The organism is Prevotella sp. CAG:255 (genome assembly GCF_000431195.1).
Lineage (GTDB): Bacteria > Bacteroidota > Bacteroidia > Bacteroidales > Bacteroidaceae > Prevotella > Prevotella rara.
The window spans coordinates 115,044-138,589 of record NZ_HF986820.1 but is presented as its reverse complement, the minus strand read 5'-3'; the positions used below and the strand labels follow the sequence as shown (position 1 = coordinate 138,589).

The following is a 23,546-nucleotide window of genomic DNA, read 5'->3' as shown; positions in this document are numbered from 1 at the left end:
TAGTTTAAATTATACGTTTTCCATATACAAAATATCTCACCAATATTTTAATTCTTTTCCATAAAGACAATTGGTCAAATATATTCAATCGATAATAAAAGTAGTCGAAATAAAATCTTTCATCGAAGAAAGGTGATTTTCGATAATACTCCCACCAGACATCAAAGTTTATACTGTATTTTTTCCATGGCTTATGACCATTAAAATGTATGTTTCCATTATTCATCGCTTTACAAATATCTTCTCCTGACAGAATGGAGGCTATTTTATCTCTCTCTTTATTGAGAAAGTAATATAAATTATCTGTCATGTTATATTTCATGGATAGAAACAATACTTTCTCACCGCAAGTGAGATTGAGAATATCTTGATCTTGATATTTCAGTTTCTCTTTAGCAAAATTGCGGAATTTGTCAACCAATTTGTCTTCCAACATTTTTTTGCAATTCATCATAATAAATCCTGACTGCAAATATCGTCCTTGCCGCAAACCATTTACAGAAGAAATATATTTCATTCCGTCATCGCTAAAATTTAACCATACATCTTTGGTTGCAGCTAAATAATATTGCGATATATCAGAATGATACAACTCTGACAAGTCCATCCTAAAAATAATATCGGCATCTGAATATATCACTTTGTCATACTCTGTAATCAATTCTGGGATTAATAAGCGATAATATGCAGGTGTTGTTATTCCTCGGATTTCAAAAGAAGAATCAAATGTATCGTCTACCTGCTTATATTGAATACGGCAATTTTTGTAATACAACGGTAGTTTATCCAATTCTTCTTTTTTTAATTTTATATGGGCTGAATGTAAGATGAAAATATCATAAAATGTATCTTCATTAGCATTCATCATCAATGATGATATGCAAACACATGCTGGTAAAATCAAATTATTATCAAAGGCAAAAACTATAGGTACAATATTCATATCAAATTAAATTTTCTATTAATGGAAGTTTTTTATATTCTTTACTCTTTATAAATTGACAAGCATCTTTTATTGCTTTATACTTCAATCTTAAAATGCTAAAATTACATTTTAGAGCAGATATAAATAACGTAAAGCCAAAGGCATATCCAATAGAAACTAAGCTCAATAACCGACTAAAAAAGTTTCTGTCAGGCATATATATGAAACGGTGCCAGAATATCGTTTTAAAACGAAAATCAGAATATATCAACATTTTTTCTTTATCTTCATTTAGCATGGTCGATCCCGCATCTAGATGCCTTATTCCACTATGGAACCATGTTAATTGCTTTAACCCATACAGGTACATTTTATAAAACATAACCTGATCCTCACCCATAGGATATTTCATTTTATCGAGCCAAAGTTCATCTTCAAAATGAATTTTTAGAAAATCCGCCTTTTTACAGAAAAAACAAGGACCGGCATTTGTCTGAGACCAATAAACTCCGGGACTCGGATGGTTATTATAGGAATAACCAGAGTTACGCATCACCTTATATCCCCATTTGCCATCATCCTTTCTTGCTAACATTCTCCCAGAAAGCATCATCAAACATTTACCTAAGAAAGAACGTTCTGCATTTGGAAATACATCAGGAGAAATAACATCAGCATCATAATCAATTAAATACCCATACAACTGCTCTACCGCTGTTTCAGGTAAATACACGTCATCATCTAAGAATAAAACAAATTCTGTATCTACTTCATCATAAGGCAAAGCACGTTGTGTCACCATACCTTTTTTTACATAAATATATTGTTCCTTTCCAATAGTCTCTTTCGGTATTGTATAGCCTTCCGCAATATATACTAATATTTTTGAAGGCTTAACAGTTTGCCGCTTTATAGAGTCTAATAAAGTTTGATATTTTTCTTTGGCAGTGCCTAATGTGCGGATAACAGCTGTATATTCCATTTATTTAAATTTCTTAAGATTTTGTGTAAATATGCTACCTGATCAAGAAAATAATTCTCACATAGATAATTTTATCTTTCTTATTAGAATTACAATACTTCTAATAAAATCATACAATCTATAATGATGTTTTTTTAATAAAGCTATTTGTATTTTTTCGTTTATAGAATTTGAATTAATATGTTTAATATAATACCCCCAATTAATATTTAGTAAAATCGATAATCTTTTTGGCTTTTGTACTTTATTGTGGTACAGTGCATTTAGAATACGTCTTTGGTATGAAGCAATCAACCAATTGAGATTCTTCAAAGCAATAAAATTCTTTATTGATTTTTTGGCAATCATAGATTCTACGATTGCCAAAATTTGGTTGTAAGCGAGAGTCTCTGAATCTAAAGAATTCACACGCTTTGTTAATGAACCTTCGTTGTAAGCAAAATAGCAATAATCCGTATCATTAGATATATAAATTCTATTAGAGCACAACATATATGAATATAGGAATACTGCATCTTCCCCAATATGCATACCCTCACAAAAGCGTAAACGATGTTCCTCTATAATACTTCTTTTATATAATTTACTCCAAGGAGAGGTATGCCAATTCATATCATTTTCTATAAACATGGACTCAAAATTCGTATCGTCTATCAATTTAGGTGGATACGATTCTTTATTGATATCATCACCATTATGAATCTCAGCATAAGATATCACCAAATCAACTTGCTTTTGTGAATGTTCCAATAGATTTGCCAAATAAGATTCTTTTACAAAATCATCAGCATCTATAAATACAATCCATTTTCCTTTCGCATTATCAAGTCCTATATTACGAGCAGAACTGACACCTCCGTTTTTCTTATGAAAGACTTTAATTCGTTGATTCTTTTCTGCATATTCATCACAGATTTCACCAGATTTATCATTACTTCCATCATCAACCAATATAAGTTCCCAATCAGATATTGATTGGTTAATGACACTTTCCAAACAACGTCTTAACGTTGTTTCGGAATTATATACGGGAATAATAATCGAAACCATGCTATTATTTTTTTATACCCATCAAACGCAAACGACGTTCAATAGCTAATAAATAACGACAAAGAAAAGAATTATGAACATAGGTTACAATTCTTTCACGACATGATAAATCCAAATTCTTTGCATCTTGCAAAGTTGAACAAATCCAATCTTTTCGATATGGTATTTTAGCCCTACACACAATAAGGTTCTCTAATACATGCAATTTCAGAAACAAATATGATGCACAGAAATCCCAAAACCTATCTCCAAGTGCTTCTTTTATTCTTGATATATAAGTTTCCTCGTAAGCCAAGGTAGGTACACGTCCATTCGTGACAGATGTATCGTGAACTTCATAATTATAGTAGCTTTTATTAAGGACATAAATAGAATGATGGACACGCAAGCCTATTAGGATATTCATGATAACATCCTCACCTATTGGCAAATCACGAGAGATATTAAAAACTTCATCTGATAAGATATTTTTTTTTATGAGTCTCCCCCAAATAGTTACAGGCAACTTGTTCTCTAATATAGCAGAAACAAACGTATCACCATCCATCTCACCTTCTAATGAAGTTCCACAAATAACCATATCAAATCCTTTAGTTATCTTATCAACTAAAATTTTAAGAAAATCTTTTTCAATGGTATCATCTGCATCAACAAATGTAACATATTCTCCAGATGCTAATTCCACTCCTTTTTTTCTCGCACTCGTAACCCCATTATTTGGCTGATAATAGTATTTAATTCTAGCATCCTTCTGAGCTAACTCATGACATATGGAAGCAGAAGAATCATAACTACCATCATCAACCAAAATGAGTTCTAAATCAGAATATGACTGATTTAAAATACTACGAACACATTGTTGAATATATTTTTCCGCATTATAAACAGGAACGACAACAGACACCATATCATTAAAAAATACAAATAATTTAAAATCGTTGTTATAGAACTTGTTAATTATTTTTACAAATATATTTTTTTAATTTTGAAAATCCATAACACTATAATACCATATAACTTATACATGAACAATTTATCAAATAATTTTCGTTTAAACCCTTTGCATATATAAGTTCTGTCATTAATCATATCTTTGAAATATTTTCTTTTGGAGAAATATAAAAAATCCTTATAAAAGGATTTAATATTTTTATTTGTAAAATCATATTTTGTTACAAAATATTCTATGGAATCATAATATCTTCTCCTTATATCAAAATTGAACTTAATATATAGTTCATTTAAAGCGTCTGTTATTTCTTGTAATATTTTATCTATACTACCTAATGACAACTTTCTATTAGACAACCCATTTGACAGAATATAATTATAAGAAACTGCATCTATGCATCGGATTTTTTTTATATAAAATAAATATTGATACATAAACAACGTATCTTCTCCAGAAGAAAACCTACAATCAAATCTTATTTTATTGTTATTGATTATGGATGATTTTAAAAGTTTTGCAAATGGTACAGTTAACCCCATATAATCATTCAAAGAAGTTAATAAGTTGCCTATTTCATGCACATCGTTAGATAAATTATTATCCAATTTTACTATTTTCTCCTGACAGCCACATATTTTTATTGAAGACAATACTAAATCTGAATCATCTGACCCAATTATCATATCGTTCAAAGATTGAACATTTAAATAATCATCCGCATCCACAAAAGAGATCCATTCACCCTTCGCATATTGTAATCCCATGTTTCGCGCAGAACTTACTCCACCATTAGTTTTATGAAAAACTCTTATTCTTTTATCTTTTGCGGCATATTCATCGCAAAGTTCACCTGATTGGTCTGTACTGCCATCATCTACGAGCAATAATTCCCAATCACAAAATGTCTGATTCAAAATACTATCAATACATCTATTAAGAGTTTTTTCAGTATTGTAAACAGGCACTATAACAGAAATCAGAGACATAATAAAAAATTATTAAGAATATTATATGACTCTATTTTTTTTATATTATATAAATTATTTGCGTCTGTATAATCTATCTGAGTTGAAGATACTACTTTACCATATATGTTTAACATTCTATCAGACAGATTCAAATAATCTAATAAAAACGATGCTCTTTCGTCTATACTATTATTAAGTGAAATAGTATTAAATGGCTTATTAAACAATATAGAAAGCACTGTTCCATGAAAAGAAGACGTTATAATGTAAGCTGCATTGACAAAATAGAATAATAGTTGCTTAACCGATAGAGTCTGTTTCTGGTTTTCATTAAAGATGGATTCACGCATCGTTGCAACCTCTATCAGTTTAAGTCCTTTATTTTTAGCTACATCTGCCGCATATTTTGCGATATCATCATTTCTAATCAATTGAAACAATAATAAATATGGTTGCTTTTGATTTTTTATTTCATTATTATCTAACAATTTATATAAAATTGTAGGTCCTGCCAATAAAACAGGGTCAAATACAACTTCTGAGATTATAAATGTTTTTCGTCTTATAAATTCAGCTAAAGATTTTTCTCGAACTAAAACTTTATCAAAATATTTCAGTCTTGATAAGAAATAATTAACATTCTCATTTGAAAAATTCGAGACACTTCCAGCACTTGCTGCATACGCAATCAATTTTTTCCCCTTTGCAGCAGGAAAGTCGCCTAAATATATTTTGTCAAATCCATTAGTAATTTTCGGATTCCAAATCTGATCACTACCAAAGATAAAGACATCAAAATCGTTTGATGCATCATTTAAGTCCAATTGATAAAGATTTATATAATCATGAATGAATCGTGCGAATACACTATTACGTTTCCAGCGGATAGGAGCGACCAAACAAGCTCTTATTAATCCTTTACATTTTGAAAAGAATGAATTAAAAGATGCAGAATCGTATGAGAATGTTTTGTATGGCTCTATAAGATATTTCGGACGATAATCTATAACACAGACTTCATGTCCCATATTTTTTAATACTTCCTGCAGACAATAGGTCTGCAATACAGCTCCATAGTTAGCTGCACAATGAAATGTGAATATTCCAATTTTCATTATCCTAATATTTTATGTTTCACCTTTCTAAGGAGACTGTATATCCGATGTCTGAGACCAATGTTCACATATTTCTTAGCACAATAGACAAATCCTCGCGATATAAAATTCTGTTCAAATTCTTCCCTTAATGGACTGATAATAGATGGATACTCCAAATTGTGTTGCAGACAATGCTTTGTATCAGTCACCAAATAATGAATTTGATCTGCTATTTCAGAGAATAATTGTCTGCCTTTTTCCGTATTGACCAAAAGTAAAGAGACGCCTTTATTATCGGCATTAATATGTTGATCAACCTTTTCCCAACCCCAAAAATCTGCAATAGTCAAATCTGATGGACGTTTTAAATTAGTAAAATGACATACTCCACAAGAATGACGGAACATAAGATGTTTATAAAACAAGTCTGTATAAGTTGATACACATAAGTATTTATTTCCAAGTTTGAAGGACTCTTTATGCGCAGACCAACCCAATTGTGATTTATCACGAAAATTAACATCAGTTATTTTTGCATGATATTTCTTTTCAATATATTTGAGATAATCACGCCATACATAAGGAGCAGGCACTCCATGGCAAACAAGATCTACGACATATAATTGAGAGATATCTTGTTTCAATAGTTGCAAATAAGACAATAGGCCTGACGTCTGACACGGAGTTCCAGAAAACATTACCTTATATCCCTGTTTCAAGTCCTTTTTTATTTGGCAGAATGTATCTTTCAAATCACTTTGTACGTATTTGCTTCCCTTAAACTCATCACGTTGTTCTTTATTTGTGGCTCTTTTATGTACAACACGAAAGTGGTCTTCATAGCCAGCACCATACACGACACCTCCTTGTTCTAATATCCAATCAGACAAAGCTATAAAGACAGCACCGCTTCTACTAGTACTAATTTCATTTATATTTTTGTGGCGTGCAGCATAAACATCTGGTTCTTCCAAGTTTCTAGATTTGTCATAATCATCGTTAAATGCGCATACCTGATTACAGAGGCCACAGTCTATACATTTGCTTTTATCTACTTCGGGATATAAGAAGCCCATACCGTCCGGCCTCATTGTGATAGCATGATGGGCACAAATATTGGCACATGCACTACATCCGCAGCAAGCAGATTTATCTTTTATTGTTATCATCTATTTAACCATTTTACTGATAAAACATGCAACTTATCTCTCAGAAATTTCCGTTCAGAAACAGAACATCCAAATATGAAAAGAATAGCTGCCGTCCAAATCAGGCAGATAATGCAAGATATTATAAATCCATACAAATTGGCAGGTAATTCCCAACGGACGAGGAGAGGAATAATAACGGATAATACAGTTACTAAAAGAATTTTACCGCACACATTATGTAAGAAGCGGGATACCGGCAGTTGAATCATACCACGTAACATTATTAATCGTGCTACTAAGCAAACCAATGAAAGGGCAATAGCTATCATTACAACCACTTCCGGCAAAAAACCCATCTTAAGAAACAGATACGATAATGGAAAATTCATCATCTGCAATCCTCCCACGATAATCTGATAATTTCGGATTTTACCTGTAGCCAACATAACAGTGACCAAAGGGTTAGATATTGCTTCACACATGGAGAATATCAGAACGAGCTGGACAAAAAATACGGCATGTTCAGGCACTACATTCAACCAAATGGATAATATATATTGAGTATTCAATAAAACCGGAAGAGCCAACCATAACAATAAATAGAAGGAAAACCGTGCCCCCTTGAAAATTAATGAAAACGTATATTCATATTCAGCTGCTGCATATGATTTGGTTATTTGTGGATTTAATGCCACCATAAAGTTACCGACAAATGCCCCTATAGCACTACTAACTTGGTTTGCGATTCCACGTGCGGCATTTAAAGCCGGACCATAAAAGAGATTTAAGAGTATATTACCACCTTGGTCACGTAAAATTGCAGATGATGCTCCGATGAAATTCCAACCAGCAAATCCCGTCATGTCCTTCAATAAAGGTTTGTCCAAAATCAATCTAAAACGACATTCCTCAAAAGACTTAAGACAATAATAAAAATAGAAAAACTGAAACAACAGTCCTTTTAACACTAAAAGACCTGAATAAAGAATCAACCTATCTGCATTTATTCCACCATAAGCAATTAGAAGAACTATACACAGCTGCAAAATAGTGTCCCCAATACCAACAAAAGCAAAAATACCCATCCGTTCATGAGAAATGATAGATGCATTGTAAGGAACACTGAATAGTCCTAACAGAAATGAAAATAAAGAAAATTGGAATACCCAATTGGCCGCAACCATTCTGTCGGCAGGTATATTCATCTTATAATTCAAGAACCACAGTCCAATGGTTTCAGATAAGACAAAGACCACAAGAGCTAATATAGCATGTACGCACAATGCAGAAGAAAAAACCTTCTTCAAACGCTCTAAATCTTTTCTCCCCAGCTCAAAAGTCAAAAAACGACTTACTGCTGCAGATAAGGAACCCGACAACAAAGAAAACATCGCCACCACACCGCCTACGACATTATAGATGCCATAGTCTTCAACGCCCAAGGCCTGCAAAACCACACGCGAAGTGTATAATGATATCAACATGCCAAAAAGCATGCGGACATATAGCATCAATGTATTCTTTGCAATCCGTTTTGTATTTTCCTGTTGCGTGGTCATTTAATTTATTTACATCAATAATTTAGCACAAACCGACCGTTGGTCTGCATATCGTTTTATCTCTTTTGTGTATTTCTGCTTTCAGCCGTCTTTTTGTTTACTATTGAGTTCCGTATGTTTCTTCTTGACATAGCACGCTATGCTGCTAAAGAGCGAACGAAAGTCTGTTCAATATAAAGCGAAGATACCGGCTGAACCATAACGCCCGGCTCGGGTTTTGTATTTATATATTTTCGTTTTATGGGATTTACGAAAGTAGTTTCATCATAACAATTTCTGCCTGTTGGCGCCAGCAGAAACAACAAAATGGCATAAGATAAAGATTCGTTATTTCTTATAATATCTGTATATATTCAGGCTGCACTTCAATAGATGCAGTCAAGAGGTTAGACAATTCAATAAAGATGCGCTTCACTTTTGAGCCTTGCATCTTCTGGAGTTTTCCTACATAGTCGTTCAGAGGACCGCCGATGATGCGCACAGTTTTGCCTATCATACTAGGAAGGATATCCTTTGGAGCATAAAACTGCGGATTGTCCGCAGATTCAACTGCACGTATAAAACGCTCCATATCCGTGTCCCTTACCGTCATGGGAGTTCTAAATCCGTCGCGCAAGTAGCGGTATTGCAGTGTGCTGGTTCTCTCGACGATAGGATCAAGAATTTTTCTGGTGACATGCACGAACAGCAAGTCTTGCATAAAAGGAACTTTCTGGGGGATGCGTTTTTTCTCTTTGGTCACAATTTTCCACTTCATAGGAGTGAATATCTCGATTTTCATCTCGCTAAGCATCTTATACGCAGGAAGCTTGGCATTGTTTCGCTTCAGGTCGCGCATAACGAACCATTGGGGCGCGTCACTCCTAGAAAAAGCTATAATCTGCTCTTCTTTAGTCATAGTCAGCAATGTGTTGGTTACTAATATTAATGCCTTAAAGGCATACTCTCTAGTCCTGCGAGTTAACGTAAATTGCAGTATAACAAGCAGTTATGAGTTTTTGTATCTAGACTTCTCTCATTCTCGTCAAGCATTATTAAAACGCTTTTTTAAATGACTTTATCAGTGTAAAGCTTATTTATCACCTAGTTATTTTTGCTTATCTCCTAATAAGAGATAGTCATTTACGTGAAACATTTTATTTATCGGGTTTCCATGTGTTTCTTTTGTAAAGAAAAAATCAGCAAATAAACGTTTGCGGTGAAATAATCGAATAAAATTGTTAAAATAATTGCATAAGTAATTATTTTTTGTACCTTTGCATACAAAAGACCGTCTCTTATTAGGAGATGGTCTTTTTCGTGAAACGAATCAAGTCCTTTTTGGATTACATCATTCAAAAAAACGAATGACTTTAAGAATAGTATTTGCGTCTGTTACTTTACTGAAAAGCGTAAAATATGGTGAGGTTTATAAATCGAAGAATTAACTTTATTTTCGGACAATGATGCTTATTAGGCGATGCTGCTTTTGCCTTCAGCACAAACAGCACGGACACACACCAATGTCCCTCCACAATGTTTAATAAGTTTTAGAGACCGTTTAATATTTTCCTGTTTGCCTCATCCACCTCATAAGATTTAATCGAATCTAAATATATCTGGGTGGTAGCTTCCGACTCGTGCCCCAGTCCTTCGCTTATCACAGCCAGGGGAATGTCCTTGCCGCGTGCTATGGTTGCCCAGCTGTGACGGCTGTAATATAAAGACAATGGCACTGACAGATTGGCCAAGCCGGCAATCTCCTTCAGATGTCTGTTTATTCTCATCATCTGATTAAGGTATTGCTGCCGCTCTTTTCCGTCTTCACGCATTATTATCGGCAGCAGATATTTTGTCTTGTTAGGCTCATATTTATCAAGGATATCCTGCATCTGGCGTGTCCACTCTATTATGAGCAGCTGTCCCGTTTTCTTACGACGGTAAGTAAGGTAACCGTTGCGTAGGTCTTTCTTCTTCAGGTATGCCATGTCTACAAAAGACATGCCTCTGGTGCAAAAACTGAAGATGAACATGTCGCGGGCATAGTCCCAAATGGGTTTTCTCGACAGATCGAGGTCCTTTATCCTATTAATCTCAACAAAAGATATGCTCCGCTTTATGGTCTTGTCCATGCCGCAATAGACATGCCTGAACGGGTGGCAGTCTTTAGTCAGGCCTTTCTCTACCGCCATCTTATAGTTGGTGCGCAGAATTCTCATGTAAAACGATGTCGTGTTGCGCGACAAGCCGCGGTATCTCATCTGCGCCTCATAAAGTTCAAGCAGCTCTGAATCAATCATGTTGAAAGGCAGGTCGACACCTTTCCTGAAGTGCATGAAGCTGTTTAACGTCGACTTATAGGTCTCGCTTGAACGTATCTTGCCAAGCTTCTGCTTATGCATAATCTGGGTACGGATAAAGTTAAACACGCTTTGCTTAATATCATCACAAAGCAAAAACCGGCTGATGACATCGTCAACGCACAACTGACTGCCGTCAACGACAGTGTCCCGGATAATGCTGTTTATCCGCCGCAGTTCCCATTCCACATTAAAGCGGATAAGACTTAGCTGCTCATAGCGCGGCGATGACTTCATGGGGAGAATGATGCAACCGTTGCGCTCGTCCCATTCGCTGCTGAAAATCTTGTACTTGCTGGTTATTCTGCGGACTAAACGTCCGTGAATAAGCTGAAACACCAATGAACCTTCTTTGTCAATGTTTACAGAAGGTCTGAATTTAAGTTTAACAGATATCATATTTATATTTTTAATTCAATATAAATATCATATTTTTTCTTTTTTCCTATATTGTTTTCATACACCTATGCATCTTGTTTTATTTCTTTTAACTCTTATTCTGCCCTTTACGCAAACTAATGCTTAAGCATCACCACACACCGGCAATCTTGCTGCCACACTTAGGGCAGACACCGCTGAAGTTTCCAAGGGCCACGTCGTAGCCTGTGCGGCGTATGAGGACAGAGCCGCAACGGGGGCAAAGGGTGTCTTCGGCTCCGGGAAGCGAGACATTGCCGAGATAGACATGGCGCATGCCCTGACTTATGGCCACACGGCGTGCCTCAACGAGTAGCGGCAGGGGCGTTGGCACAAAGCTCGCGCCGGCATCCTTAACGCCCATGGGCGTAACGGCAAGCACCGACATGGGGCCTTGCATCTTATACTGCGGGAAGAAACGGCTGAAATGGAGCGGACAGTCGACAAAGCCGTTGTCGACAAGCCAGCGGCACATGCGGGCTATCATGTCCATGTCGTCATTTACGCCGGGTATCAAGAGGTTGGTTATCTCTACCCACACGCCGGCATCGAGCATACTTTTGAGCGTATGCAGGACAGGGGCAAGCCGCACACCGCTGACAGAGCGGTAGATGTCGTCGGAGAACGACTTGAGGTCTACGTTGGCGGCGTCGATATACGGCAGCAGACCTGCCAGCGGACGGGCGTTGACATAGCCTGCCGTAACCAGTATGTTCTTCAGTCCGCGCTCACGGCACGCCACGGCGCAGTCGCGCGTGTACTCTAGCCATGTCAGCGGCTCGGTGTAAGTATATGCCACCATACGGCATCCGTTTGTTTCAGCCAGCCGCGCCACGTCGGCAGCACCAAGCTGTCTGTAGGGCACGTCGGCCGTCGACGCCTGCGATATGTCCCAGTTCTGGCAGTTAAGGCACGAAAGGTTGCAGCCCGCCGCAGCCAGCGACAGACAGCTGCCGCCGGGATGAAAATGCAGCAGCGGCTTCTTCTCCACCGGGTCTATCTGCAATGCGCACACACGACCGTAGTTTTCTGCCACGAGACGCCCGCCGCGGCATACCCTGCTGCGGCACTTTCCGCGCTCGCCCTCTGCCAGACGGCAACCGTGAGGGCACAGGCGGCACACCACCCTGCCGCCTTCAGCGGCTTCATAAAATTGTGCTTCGTGCTCCATATCCTTAATATTTATTCGCCGTCGGCCTCGCCGAACACTTCGGCCTCATAAACATACAGCTCGGCATCGCGCCATCCGTCCCAGCCTAGTCCGGCCTTGTCGCGCGAGCAGTGGCCGAAGAACTCTTCCTTAGTCCAGTCAGTCTCATCTGCCACCTGCGGCAGGAACGTGCCCGAGCTGGCACCCTTGACAATATACAGACCGTGGCGGCCGAGCTGAAACTCGTCTATCGACGATATGCGGCGCAGCGGCGACAGCACTGATATCTCTATCTTAATGTCATTAAGCTCATCCTTGCGCACGGGATAAAAGCGCGGATCTTCAAAAGCTGCCGACTTAGCCATCTCCTCAACCGTGGCATACAGCGGCCTGTAACCTACAAGATTGCCTATGCATCCGCGCAGACGGCCGCCTGACGTCAGCGTTACGAAGGCTCCGCAGCGTGCCTTCAGCGTTTCGCTAAGTTTGGTTGTGTCGCACGGCTGTCCGCCGTTTCCGTTAAGCGTATTCTCTATTGTCCGGCGCGCTATGCCGAGCAGGGTGCGCATCTCGTCTGCCGTAAGACCAAACGCCGCATCCTTTTCTGCTCCGCCGCCTTCGGTTTTTCCGCCCGTAACGGCAAAGGCATGATAGCCCACCACGCCGTCGTGGTCGCCGTAGGGTGAGTCGCCCGAGTTGCAATATCCCAGATGCTCCATGGTCAGGCCGCCGCCATCACTCATCATCATGAGCAGCACGGCTATGGGCGACTGTCCGCAGGCACTTGTGTAGAGGTTAGAAATGTTGCGCGAGGCGTTGTCGTTAATTGCACCTACAAACTCTGTCAGCGAAGCCTTCTCTATGGCTTGCCCCGTTATGCCGTCCACCTCAACGGCGTCGTCATAACGTGGATAATGAGAGAAGTCGCTGCTTATGACAAACAGGTTGTCAGCGGTGAAGTATGGCTGCAGGACCTTGGCCACGCGCTGCAGTTTGTCAAGATCTTGCGTACCTATTATAATGGGCACTATGGGCGGCATCTTGTCGAGATGGCGTTGCAGGAAAGGCAACTGCACTTCTAGGCAGTGTTCGCCGTCGTGTGCCTTGGGCAGACTGCAGAACACGCTGTCGGCACGCAACAGATTATCGCACACGTCGATGTCTATCTCCACGTTGCCAAGCGGCGTGGCATAAGCGCCGAACTGGTTGTCGACCGAAGCGCCGTCGAAGGCTGCCTTATGGCTCGGTCCCAACAGGAACACCCGCTTATATTCTCTTGCCGGATCTATGCGCATATATGCCTTTGCCGCCATAGCTCCCGAAAAGACATAGCCTGCATGGGGCACAATGACGGCGCACACGTCGTCGGCATGACTTACTCCGGCTGACTTCAGAAAGCCGTCGACATCATTGGCAAGCGTGTCTGCCGAGGCTGAATAAAACTGCCCGGCAACGGCCGGCTTACGTATATCGTCTGCACTGCGTGAGCATGACTGAGAAATGTGTGTTGCCATAATAATCAGTATAATTAACAGTTTTGCTTTCAAGGGTGTTGTGAATAAATTATTCTTATATCGCAAAAATAAGAAAAATAACTGAGAAAGGAAAGAGAATTTTTTATTATTTTGGAGTTAAGACAAATGCTTTTATTATTAGGAGTTAAAGGAGTTAGAGTAGTTATCGCCAACAAGTTGGCTAGGAGTTAAAGTCAAATGTTTTGTTGCTATAAACCTGTTCAGCAATTGGATTTTTCACTTTTCACTCTTAGTTTTTCACTTTAATGTGCCGACAATCAATAAGATTAATCTGCCGGAATTGAATATCAGGATCTGTGATCCGAAATTAATACAAATTATTTATAAAAAGGAAGTTAAGCGGATTGAAAATCCTTATATTTTATGTTGCCGGATAACATATCCGGCAGAACATTTGCTTTGCGGATTCTAAACAACAGAGCCTAATATTACATGCTACTAGAAAAATAATTGAGAAAAGAAAGGGAATTTTTATTATTTAGGAGTTAAGACAAATGCTTTTATTATTAGGAGTTAAAGGAGTTAAAGTCAAATGCTATGTTGGATAATTACAGCTATAAGAAATTGTTTCGCAACAAGACTAATGTGCCGGCTGATTTGCAATCTGCCGGAATTGAGTATCAGGATCTGTGATCCGAAATTAATACAATTTATTTATAATAAAATGGAAGCTAAATTGTGAATAAAAATTTTAACGGAAAAATCAGGACAAAAGATTTTTGGGAAATAGAAAATAAATATATAACGGATGTTAATATGTGCATACTTATAGCGACATTCCATTAACATACATTTACGTTTATGCCGTTATTTTGCCATAAAAAGAATGATTTTGTTGGTCAAATCAATGGATTTTGACTAACAAAAAGGGCTATTTCAGAACGTAAACGGGCCACTTTTGCATCGTAAACGGCAGAGTAATATTTTTTAACTGTTGTCATTTTCTTCTTAAAATAGCATAATCAGCTGTAAATCAACAGCTTAACTAAAACATAAAAATTACGACATTTTTAAGAAGAAAAGACAGAACCGTGAGGAAGTACGGCATTCTGAGAGCGTCAAACGGTCGGAAATAATCCGTTTATTTTACATTTTAACATAGCGGAATAAGCACATAACAAGACTCAAAACTTAAAGCTGATGCTCGCATAGGGAAGGCAGTTGCCGTGCCATGTGGCAGAATAAAAGCTGAGGACATCCTCGTCGGACGGACGGCCCACCACATTATACAGACCGCAGCGCAGGGCAAGGAGCTTGCGGCCGAAGGCTTTCTCGAACGAATAGCCCACGTCTACACGATAAACCAGCGGCTCGCGCATGGTGCGGAACTGCTCCTCGGGCGGTGTGTTGAAATCATCGCCAAACTCAAGCACCTTGCCGGAGCGCATCATGCCGCCGACGGAAACGAGCGAATGGGCATTGAGCTTATACGACAAGGCTGCAGCCAACTGATGGGGAACATCATATAGCGACGGCATGCGGCCGCGGTCGGGCATGTCGTCAAACCACTCGCGGCTGCGCGAAAAGGCATACGAGAACTGAAGCATCCAGCGCCTCCAGCTCTTGTTGAGATAAAGGCGGAGGCCATAGCTGTCGCCGCTGCCCACCATGACATACTGATCCCAGCCGCCGTCGTCAACAAAAACATCGGGGCGCATGGCCACTACGTTGCGGCGTGTCTTATAGAAAGCCGACAGTTCAAACAGACCGCCGGTAAGGAAATGCTTCCACCCCACCTCATAATGCTCCGACGAACGCGGCTTGTAGCCGTCTATGCTGGGCATGCGGAAGTCGGTAGGCAGGTCCCAGTTGTAAAGCCGCAGGCAATGATAAAACTGCTCCATCTTTGAGAAATGCAGATAGAGCAGGTCGCTGTCTGTAGGGAAATATCTGACAGACAGGCGCGGCTGTATGCTGTAATAGTCTTTGCTGCCGTGAGGAAAATAGCCTACGCCGTGGACACCCACCTGAACCGAGAGACGCTGCGACACACGTATGTGATTGTCATAGAACACTGACGCCTGACTGATAAGCTCGCGCCGGGTGCGGACGTCGCTGCCGAAAGCCGCTATGCGGTAGGTGTCGTAAGAATACTTGGCGCCCCAGCGCGCACTGTAAACGTTGTCGAGGGTGTAGCTGAACTCTGTAGAGGCGTTAAACGAGCGTATGCCGCTTCTGACGTAGCCCGTAGAGTCGACTCCGAGCAAGTCTATGCGCGCGCGGTTGGTGTGTCCGGAGTAAAAGAGCGACGTGGTGTTGCCCAGCTTTCCCGCCTGCGTGTTGAACGAAAGCTGGCAGATGTCGTTGCTCCATCTGAGCACCGTGCCGGTCTCGCCGTCGTAGAGCGGCATGTGATAGTCGTCGCGCGCACCGTAGGCCATGGCGCTGAGCGATGTCTGCGGCGAGATTGAATAAGACAGCTTGGCATTGTAGTCGTAGGCTGAATGGTTAAGGCGGTCGTCTTCCGACCGCATGTTGTCGAAGAAGTCGAGCCAGCTTCTCCGTGCGCCCACCATATATGAAAGTTTGTCCTTCACGATCGGTCCTTCAAGTGTTACCGATGCGGCGGGCATGTCGAGCGAGAGGGTGTTGACAAATTCGTTTTTGTTGCCGTCTTTAAGATTAACCTCAGTAACCGACGAGAGCCTCCCTTCAAAGCGAGTGGAGAAGAAGCCCTTGTGGAACACCACATTCTTTACGGCGTCGCCGTTGAATATGGGCAGCAGCGAGTTGAGATGTCCCGGATGGAACACGGGCACGCCGTCGAGCAGAAACAGGTTTTCGTCGTTGCTGCCGCCGTCCACCTGCAGGTTGCTACCTGCCATCGACGATATCACTCCGGGCAGAATCCATATCTGCGAGAACAGGTCGTTACGGCTGAACGAGAGCATGCTTGAGGGCGTTGTCTCGCCCAGTTCGCCGTCGCGCCTGGATGTCTCTACGGTTATCTCTTCTATCTCAAACGGCAAAGGCTCAAGATGCGTAACAATATGACAATTGCCGCTCACACTTATGCGGCGGCTCGAAGGGGCATATCCCATATAAGAAACATTGAGCACATAAGTGCCCGGAGGAACGTAAAGGCGGTAAACGCCGTTGGCGTCTGTAATGGCAGCCGTGCGCCTGCCCCCGCCGTTGTCGATACTTACAACGGCACCGTAAAGGCGCTCGCCGCTCTCCTCCTCGAGCACCATTCCGCCAAGGCATACGTTCTCTATCTTCTCTGCCTGAATCAGCAGCTTGCGCGGAGGCACAAAGGCCGTGCGCACCTTATATCCGTCGAGCACCTTAGAGAGCAAAGTCCCCACGGTGTAGACGCCCGGACGGTCGATGCGCCTGACCTTATCGACGTCGATCTGTGCGGGGTTATATGAAATGACAATACCGAGGCCGGTCTCTATCCTTGACAGCCACTGCTGCACGGTGGCAGAAGAGGCTTCAACGCGCAAAGTCTCTTCGGTAAGCGCACGCGCATTGTCCGTTGTCTGCGCGTGCGCCAGAGTTATCCGAAACAGAATAGGGACTAATACCCACAGTATTCTTCGTATGTTCATTTATATAGCATGTAATGTTTACCGGCCACCACCGTCTTATACTTGCATCCGCAGACAAATGCCAGTTCCTTCACTATCTCGTCGCCGTCGGCACCGTCGATGCGGGTTGTTATGAGGTTGTCGTCAAGGCCAGCACCGAGGTCAATGCGTATGCCGGTGTTGCTCTCTATCTCGCTCACCACCTTTGGCAGAGGCTCGTTGCTGAACACCATCGACACGTCGGCATCATCGCTGCCGAAACGCGTGGCGGGCGAGCCTATCACTCCGGTGCGCAGCTCTCCGTCTATGAGCTCGGCCTTCTCGTTTGCCTCTATGACAACGCTTGCGCGATCTGTGGCAACCTTCACCTTGCCGGTCTTGACATACACTCCGGCGTGGCCGCCATGAGTGGCGTCTACAAGAAACGAGGTGCCCATCACCGTAACGTTCATCACGCCAGTCTCTACCTTAAAGCTTGCGCCGTGCAGTTTCTTGACCTTGAAGAAGGCCTTGCCGCTCAGGCGGGCTGTGCGCACCCTGTCGACACCCTTGTCGCTGTAGGCCAGCGTGGCTTCAGGATAGAGCAGCACCTCCGAACTGTCGGGCAGGATGATGTGCTGCTCCACGGTTCCGTTGTTGGCATACTGCATAACGTCCGAGCCGCGGCTGCCCGAAAGATACGGCAGCGCAAGGACAACCATGAGCAGCAGCGCAGCCGCCACCGACACAATAAGCATAGCCCTGCGGTGCAGACCGTGCCATAAACGGCTGCCGCTGAGCCGCGGCTCAACCTTGCGCCAGGCAGCACCGGCATCGAATGTGGCCGGGTCGGGCGTGGCAACAGGCGCACCCATAAGCTTCTTCAGCTTTTCATACTCTCCTTCATTAGCCTTTATCCAGCTGTCGAGCACGCTCTGCTGCCGCGGCGTAAGCCCTTCATGGGCAAAATGCCTCGCAAGCAACCCGTTGATATCTTCATTGCTGTTCATCTTTATTCCCGATTTAAAATAATTGATAAAATGATTGTTACAAGAACCGTCACTACAAAACTGTTGGCGGCGGCATACTGACGCAGCAGCTTCAGAGCCTTTGTCATCTGGTTTTCGACAGTCTTTTCCGACAGGTTAAGGCTCGAGGCTATCTCGCGGTACTTCATTCCGTGCAGCTTGGCCATCATGAAGATGTCCCGGCACCGCGTGGGCAGCGTAGCCAAGGCGGCCTCGAGCCTCTCCTCCATAGTAGGCTCATCGCTGCAATGTACTTCGTCGGCAGTCATTGTCTCGGCGCTTACCTGCCGGCCGTCAATCGGCACAATGTCGCATGTACGCTTACGCAAGAACGAAATGCAGCGGTTTCGCACGGCTGTGGTTATGTATGCGGCAAACTCATTTTCGGGCATGTCGTCGAGATTCTTGTCCCACACGCTAACGAACAGCTCCTGAACAATGTCTTCAGAGTCGGCCCTGTCGGAAACATATCCGTAGGCTATGCAGCATAGCCTCGGATAATGTTTCAGAAATCTCGATTTAAAAAGCTCTTTTCTACTGACTTTCATCATTGCGTACGCATATAATTACAAATAACTAAAATCTGAAGCTCAAGCCGGCTGTAACGAAGCCCTTGTGACCGAGTCCGGCCTCAACGAACGCACCTATCGTCTCGTTGCCAACACGCAGCGCTATAGGATTAACCTGATATGCAAACGACGTGTTAAGGTCGGCTTTGGCGGCAGCAGCCTTTCCGGCTTCGGTCAGTCCGGTCTCGGTGTGGCGCTTCAGGCTCACTCCGGCCGACGCATTTCCGTAAAGCTCAACAAGTCTGCTTTTAAGATAAACAAACTCTGCCGTGGGCAGTATCATGAAGTTGAGCTCGCGTTCTTTTATCGAAGGCATCTTGTCGCCCGAGAGCGTCAGCTTGCTTGTTGTGTGGGCGAAGCCGAGGTCGGCACCTACGCGGAAGCGTCCGACGGCATAGCGGTAGCCGAGTCCGTAAACTATCGAGGCTTTCTCGTCTGTGCGCTTGCTGCCGGTAACGGCATCTGCAAGTCCGAGTCCAAGCACATCGACGGCGCTCTGTGTCAGTCCGTCACTCACCGAAACACGTATCTCATGTCTGTTGTCCTGGGCGTTAGCCATGTTGACACCTGCGAAAATGCACAAAGATAATACAAATACTTTAAATTTCATAATGCTTGATTTTTTATTGTTAATATTATTTACTTTTGTCTCTCTTTGCCCCTATAACGCAGCCTCAACAAAATACCCCTATCCTGTTTCCGCATTTTTTTCAAAAAAATGTTTGCAGACCGTGGAAAGTCTTGTATAAAAGGGAAAAACAGAGGGAAAAGCCGTTACAGAAAAACAAGAAAAAGGCGTGCCCCGAGGAAAAATCCTGCGGAGCACGGCCGTCTGTCATAACAAGAACATGCAATCAGCCACAAGTCTTGTACCAATAAAAAATCAGTATAGTGATAATCCGACTGTCACAGCCGGGAGGAAAAGAATCTGAATATTGCTTATCGCGCAGCATCTTCTGCGCACGGACAGCCGCGCAGCCGTCACGATGCAATCTGCCTTTCAGGCATGCGGTTGCCGGCAAGCATATCGCCGTATCTTTTCACCGACCAGTTGCCGTTTTCGTCTTCAGCAAGTGCCGACATCGTTTCAACCCAGTCGCCAGAGTTGAGATAGTGGATGTCGCCATAATATGTGTCGGCCGGATGGTGTATGTGTCCGCAAATAACTCCGTCGCAGCGGCGTGCCCTCGCGAGCCTTACAAGCTCCTGCTCAAAGTCGGATATGTAAGACACAGCCGACTTCACTTTCTGCTTGATTGCCTGCGACAGCGAATAGTAAGGCTTGCCGTGGGCGGTGCGGTAGTTGTTGTATATCTTGTTAAGCCACAACAGAAACGTATAGCCCACGTCGCCGAGCATGGCAAGCCACTTCATGTTGGTAGTGACGGTGTCGAAGATGTCGCCGTGGGTAACATAATAGCGACGGCCGTGGCTCTCGTGTATAAAGTCCTTGACGAAGCGTATATTGTAAAACGTGAACGGCACCATGCTGTCGATAAAGTCGTCGTGGTTGCCCCTGACGTATATTATTTCGGTGCCCTGCTTCTCCATCATCTTCATTATCACTTTGAAGAAGTCGGTGTGTTTGGGCTGCCATTTGCGCGTGCCGCCCTTGCGCAGTGCCCAGCCGTCTATTATGTCGCCGTCGAGAATGAGGCGGCGGCAGTTTACCGACTTCAGAAAATCAGTAACTTCTGTTGTCTTTGAGTGTGTCGTGCCAAGATGTATGTCGGACAGCACTATCGTTGAATAAAATTTACGCAGACGCATAATGTCATAAAGTATATTTCGAGCGAATGCCGGCTGCCGCAGACGGCAACAGCCGCTTCGTTACGTTCTAAATGTTTCTGCCGCAAAGTTGCAAAATAGATGTGTCAATGATATGTTGAACAAATTACATTTAGGTAAAATTGTGTTGGCACATATTGCGACGGACGTTAAAGCGAACGGCAATAAGCTCAATATAAAGAAAAATACATACTGTATCCTGATACCTGATTTTGGATAAAACGGCAATACGGCATATGCTTTATTATGGTTTGTGTAAAACAAAAACAGGCATCCGACTGACGATGAAGCCGGATGCCTGTTGCGTGATGATTCTGTAAATATTATCTATATGACCGCATCTGCTGCGCGTGTCGTCAGCATAACTGAAGCATGGGCAAGTTGGCAAAGATGCTATTTCAGAAATCTCGATGTGTCAACTTTCTTGTGTTCTTTTTCTTTATAATTGCCGAAAGCATAGCTGAACGACACGCCGAAATGGCGATAGCTCGACATGTCCATGTCAAGACGCTGCCCCTTGAAGTTTATGTAGGGATTAATCTGCGCCGTCTCGAATATATCCGCACAGTAGAGTTTCAGCGTTGCGCGCTTGTTCTTCAGGAACTTTATCTGCAGGGCTGCGTCCACGTTGCCCGATGCCGGCAGGTCATAGTCGGCCTGAAGTGCCTTGGTTCGCACCATGCCGTTTACCGAAAGTGTTATTTCTGGCTGCGACGAAATGTGGAAGTCGTTGCGCAACGTGAACATTCCGTACACGATGTCGCGGTCGAACGGAATGTCGTAGAAGTCGGAGTCTTTCTGTCTGAGCCATACACCCAAGGCCGTAAGGTTGGCACTGTACCATTTGCCAAGTTTCAGCGGAACTGCAGCCATAAGTCCGGCTTGCTGCTGGAAGTCGAAGTTCATTACCTTGAATGTTTCCCTCAGTTCGTCAGGTTGCTGATAAAGAGTCTGCATGAACAGGTCATCAGTGTGCGTAAACCATCCTCTGAACACATATTTGTTTTTCAGCACATAAGTGAGCTGTGCCGAATATTCGCGCATGGGCTTTAGGTCCGGGTTGCCCACAATCACGCCATATCCGCCGTTGTTGTAGCTCGTGAAGTTCTGCACTGCCCAATATTCGGGATAAGTGCTGTAGCTGCTGAAGCCGAACTGAAGGATGTGTCCCTGCGACGGAATCCATGTTGCGTTGACGGTAGGCAGCCAGTTCCATTCATTCCATGAAGGATTGTTATAATATTCGGCAGCCAGCGACGCGTCTATTATCAGCTTGTTGTTGAAATTCTTGTTGAATCCGGCGTATATGTTCACGATGTTCTCGCGCTTGCTTGCGCTGATATTGTCAGGCAGGTCCTGAGGTCTGTTTACCGTGCTAAGGTAATTCTGATAACTGTTGTCCGAACTTGTAGAATAAGTTGCGCCGTAGTTCAGTCCCCATCCGTTCTTCAGCGTATGGTCTTGCTTTACATACACCTTCCAGATGTTCAGCTTCTGCCGGCTGTCAGACACATAGTCTAGCGAGCCGTCAGTCAATATGCTGCTTTGTGTCTGCGTCTGCGGAGCCTTATAGAACGTATATTCAGCGCCGATGTTAGTGCCGAACGGCATCTTGTAGTCGGCAGCAATGTCATGGGTCCACGGGTCAGTGTCTATGCCATATTTTGAATTTATTGACCCCGTGGTTTCCTGTTTCGTGTGTCCCGGAGCGTAAGAGCCGTAGTAAGTTACGTTGAGATTATGGTTTTCGGCAAAGTTATATCCCATCGACAGGCGCATCTGGTGGTTGTGTCCGCGTGTACGGCTGCGTTGATATGTCGAGATGTCATACACGTTGCCGTCGTTAAGACTATGGTGCGAGTCGGTTTCAGTTGTCTTGTACGAGTTTCCGTGGTCGTGCGAATACATGAAGTCGATGCTCATTTTCTTGCCGGCGTACACCAGACTGGCACGTTCCTGAAACGCAGCGTCGTGACTTTGGTCGTAAACGCCGAACACCTCGCCCGTCAGCCTCTGTTCCTGCGCCGTCTCATGCAGGAAGTTTATGTTTATGCACGCACCTCTTACGTTATACTTAGCCGGTGCGTTATACATTATCTCCACATCTGCAAGTCTGTCTTTAGGCACGCTCTTCAGCACCTGCGTGAGCTGTTCTTTTGTAAGGTTTGTCACCTGTCCGTCCAATATCACCGTGGCGCCCTGTCCGCCAAGTGTCAGTTGTCCGTTCATTTCCACCACGCCCGGCAGTTCCTTCAGCGCGTCGTATGCGTTGTCTACGGGCTTCTTTTCGGTTATTCGCTTGATGTCATACACCAGTGCGCTGCCTTTAACTTTCACCATGGGGCGTTCGCCGCTCACCATCACTTCCGGCAGATTGTGTATGATGCTGTCCATCCGCAGCGAATCGCCGGGTGTTGCAGTCTGTGCCGCACATGTAAGTGCAGAAAGACAGAATATGCCGCACAATACTTTTATTTTCATATCTGTTTGCTGTTATTTTCCCAAAATATTTACAAGAGTGTTT

Annotated in this window: 18 protein-coding genes; all 18 read right to left on the bottom strand. The window is 42.9% G+C overall.

The window, feature by feature from the left end; translation table 11 throughout:
* Positions 1 to 4: 4 nt before the first annotated feature.
* The gene (locus tag QVO66_RS09635; protein ID WP_021855281.1) at positions 5 to 943 is read right to left on the bottom strand and encodes a glycosyltransferase family 8 protein; all 939 of its coding nucleotides are present in this window, start codon (positions 941 to 943) and stop codon (positions 5 to 7) included.
* Position 944: 1 nt separating this feature from the next.
* Positions 945 to 1,907, bottom strand: coding sequence for a glycosyltransferase family 2 protein (locus QVO66_RS09630; protein WP_021855280.1), 963 nt, complete (start codon positions 1,905 to 1,907; stop codon positions 945 to 947).
* A 57-nt stretch (positions 1,908 to 1,964) separates the two neighbouring features.
* Entirely contained in the window at positions 1,965 to 2,957 is a 993-nt protein-coding gene (locus tag QVO66_RS09625; protein ID WP_021855279.1) for a glycosyltransferase family 2 protein, read from the bottom strand.
* 4 nt (positions 2,958 to 2,961) lie between these two features.
* Complete coding sequence (locus QVO66_RS09620; protein WP_021855278.1) at positions 2,962 to 3,864, bottom strand: glycosyltransferase family 2 protein; 903 nt, start codon at positions 3,862 to 3,864, stop codon at positions 2,962 to 2,964.
* A 56-nt stretch (positions 3,865 to 3,920) separates the two neighbouring features.
* Positions 3,921 to 4,895: a glycosyltransferase family 2 protein gene (locus tag QVO66_RS09615; RefSeq protein ID WP_021855277.1), complete on the bottom strand. Its 975-nt coding sequence runs from the start codon at positions 4,893 to 4,895 to the stop codon at positions 3,921 to 3,923.
* Positions 4,886 to 5,992: a polysaccharide pyruvyl transferase family protein gene (locus tag QVO66_RS09610; RefSeq protein ID WP_021855276.1), complete on the bottom strand. Its 1,107-nt coding sequence runs from the start codon at positions 5,990 to 5,992 to the stop codon at positions 4,886 to 4,888. The genes QVO66_RS09615 and QVO66_RS09610 overlap by 10 nt, the downstream gene beginning before the upstream one ends.
* A complete protein-coding gene (locus QVO66_RS09605; RefSeq protein ID WP_021855275.1) occupies positions 5,992 to 7,143 on the bottom strand; it encodes a Coenzyme F420 hydrogenase/dehydrogenase, beta subunit C-terminal domain in 1,152 nt (383 codons plus the stop codon). Before QVO66_RS09605 ends, QVO66_RS09610 begins: the two co-directional genes overlap by 1 nt.
* The gene (locus QVO66_RS09600) at positions 7,140 to 8,684 is read right to left on the bottom strand and encodes a lipopolysaccharide biosynthesis protein (protein WP_021855274.1); all 1,545 of its coding nucleotides are present in this window, start codon (positions 8,682 to 8,684) and stop codon (positions 7,140 to 7,142) included. Before QVO66_RS09600 ends, QVO66_RS09605 begins: the two co-directional genes overlap by 4 nt.
* A gap of 334 nt (positions 8,685 to 9,018) precedes the next feature.
* On the bottom strand, positions 9,019 to 9,582 hold the full coding sequence (locus QVO66_RS09595; protein ID WP_021855273.1) for a UpxY family transcription antiterminator: 564 nt from the start codon (positions 9,580 to 9,582) through the stop codon (positions 9,019 to 9,021).
* Positions 9,583 to 10,213: 631 nt separating this feature from the next.
* Positions 10,214 to 11,422, bottom strand: coding sequence for a tyrosine-type recombinase/integrase (locus QVO66_RS09590; protein WP_021855272.1), 1,209 nt, complete (start codon positions 11,420 to 11,422; stop codon positions 10,214 to 10,216).
* Positions 11,423 to 11,552: 130 nt separating this feature from the next.
* A complete protein-coding gene (amrS, locus tag QVO66_RS09585; RefSeq protein ID WP_021855271.1) occupies positions 11,553 to 12,611 on the bottom strand; it encodes an AmmeMemoRadiSam system radical SAM enzyme in 1,059 nt (352 codons plus the stop codon).
* 11 nt (positions 12,612 to 12,622) lie between these two features.
* Positions 12,623 to 14,104 (bottom strand): AmmeMemoRadiSam system protein B, encoded by a 1,482-nt coding sequence (gene amrB / locus QVO66_RS09580; RefSeq protein ID WP_021855270.1) that lies wholly within the window; start codon positions 14,102 to 14,104, stop codon positions 12,623 to 12,625.
* A 1,145-nt stretch (positions 14,105 to 15,249) separates the two neighbouring features.
* On the bottom strand, positions 15,250 to 17,679 hold the full coding sequence (locus tag QVO66_RS09575) for a TonB-dependent receptor (protein ID WP_021855268.1): 2,430 nt from the start codon (positions 17,677 to 17,679) through the stop codon (positions 15,250 to 15,252).
* Complete coding sequence (locus tag QVO66_RS09570; RefSeq protein WP_021855267.1) at positions 17,676 to 18,647, bottom strand: FecR family protein; 972 nt, start codon at positions 18,645 to 18,647, stop codon at positions 17,676 to 17,678. The genes QVO66_RS09575 and QVO66_RS09570 overlap by 4 nt, the downstream gene beginning before the upstream one ends.
* A 2-nt stretch (positions 18,648 to 18,649) precedes the next feature.
* Complete coding sequence (locus tag QVO66_RS09565; protein ID WP_021855266.1) at positions 18,650 to 19,216, bottom strand: RNA polymerase sigma-70 factor; 567 nt, start codon at positions 19,214 to 19,216, stop codon at positions 18,650 to 18,652.
* A gap of 25 nt (positions 19,217 to 19,241) precedes the next feature.
* Positions 19,242 to 19,844, bottom strand: a complete 603-nt coding sequence (locus tag QVO66_RS09560) for a hypothetical protein (protein ID WP_021855265.1) — start codon at positions 19,842 to 19,844, stop codon at positions 19,242 to 19,244.
* Positions 19,845 to 20,215: 371 nt separating this feature from the next.
* Positions 20,216 to 21,004: a UDP-2,3-diacylglucosamine diphosphatase gene (locus QVO66_RS09555; RefSeq protein ID WP_288172783.1), complete on the bottom strand. Its 789-nt coding sequence runs from the start codon at positions 21,002 to 21,004 to the stop codon at positions 20,216 to 20,218.
* A 411-nt stretch (positions 21,005 to 21,415) separates the two neighbouring features.
* On the bottom strand, positions 21,416 to 23,503 hold the full coding sequence (locus QVO66_RS09550) for an outer membrane beta-barrel family protein (protein ID WP_021855263.1): 2,088 nt from the start codon (positions 23,501 to 23,503) through the stop codon (positions 21,416 to 21,418).
* Positions 23,504 to 23,546 lie beyond the last annotated feature (43 nt).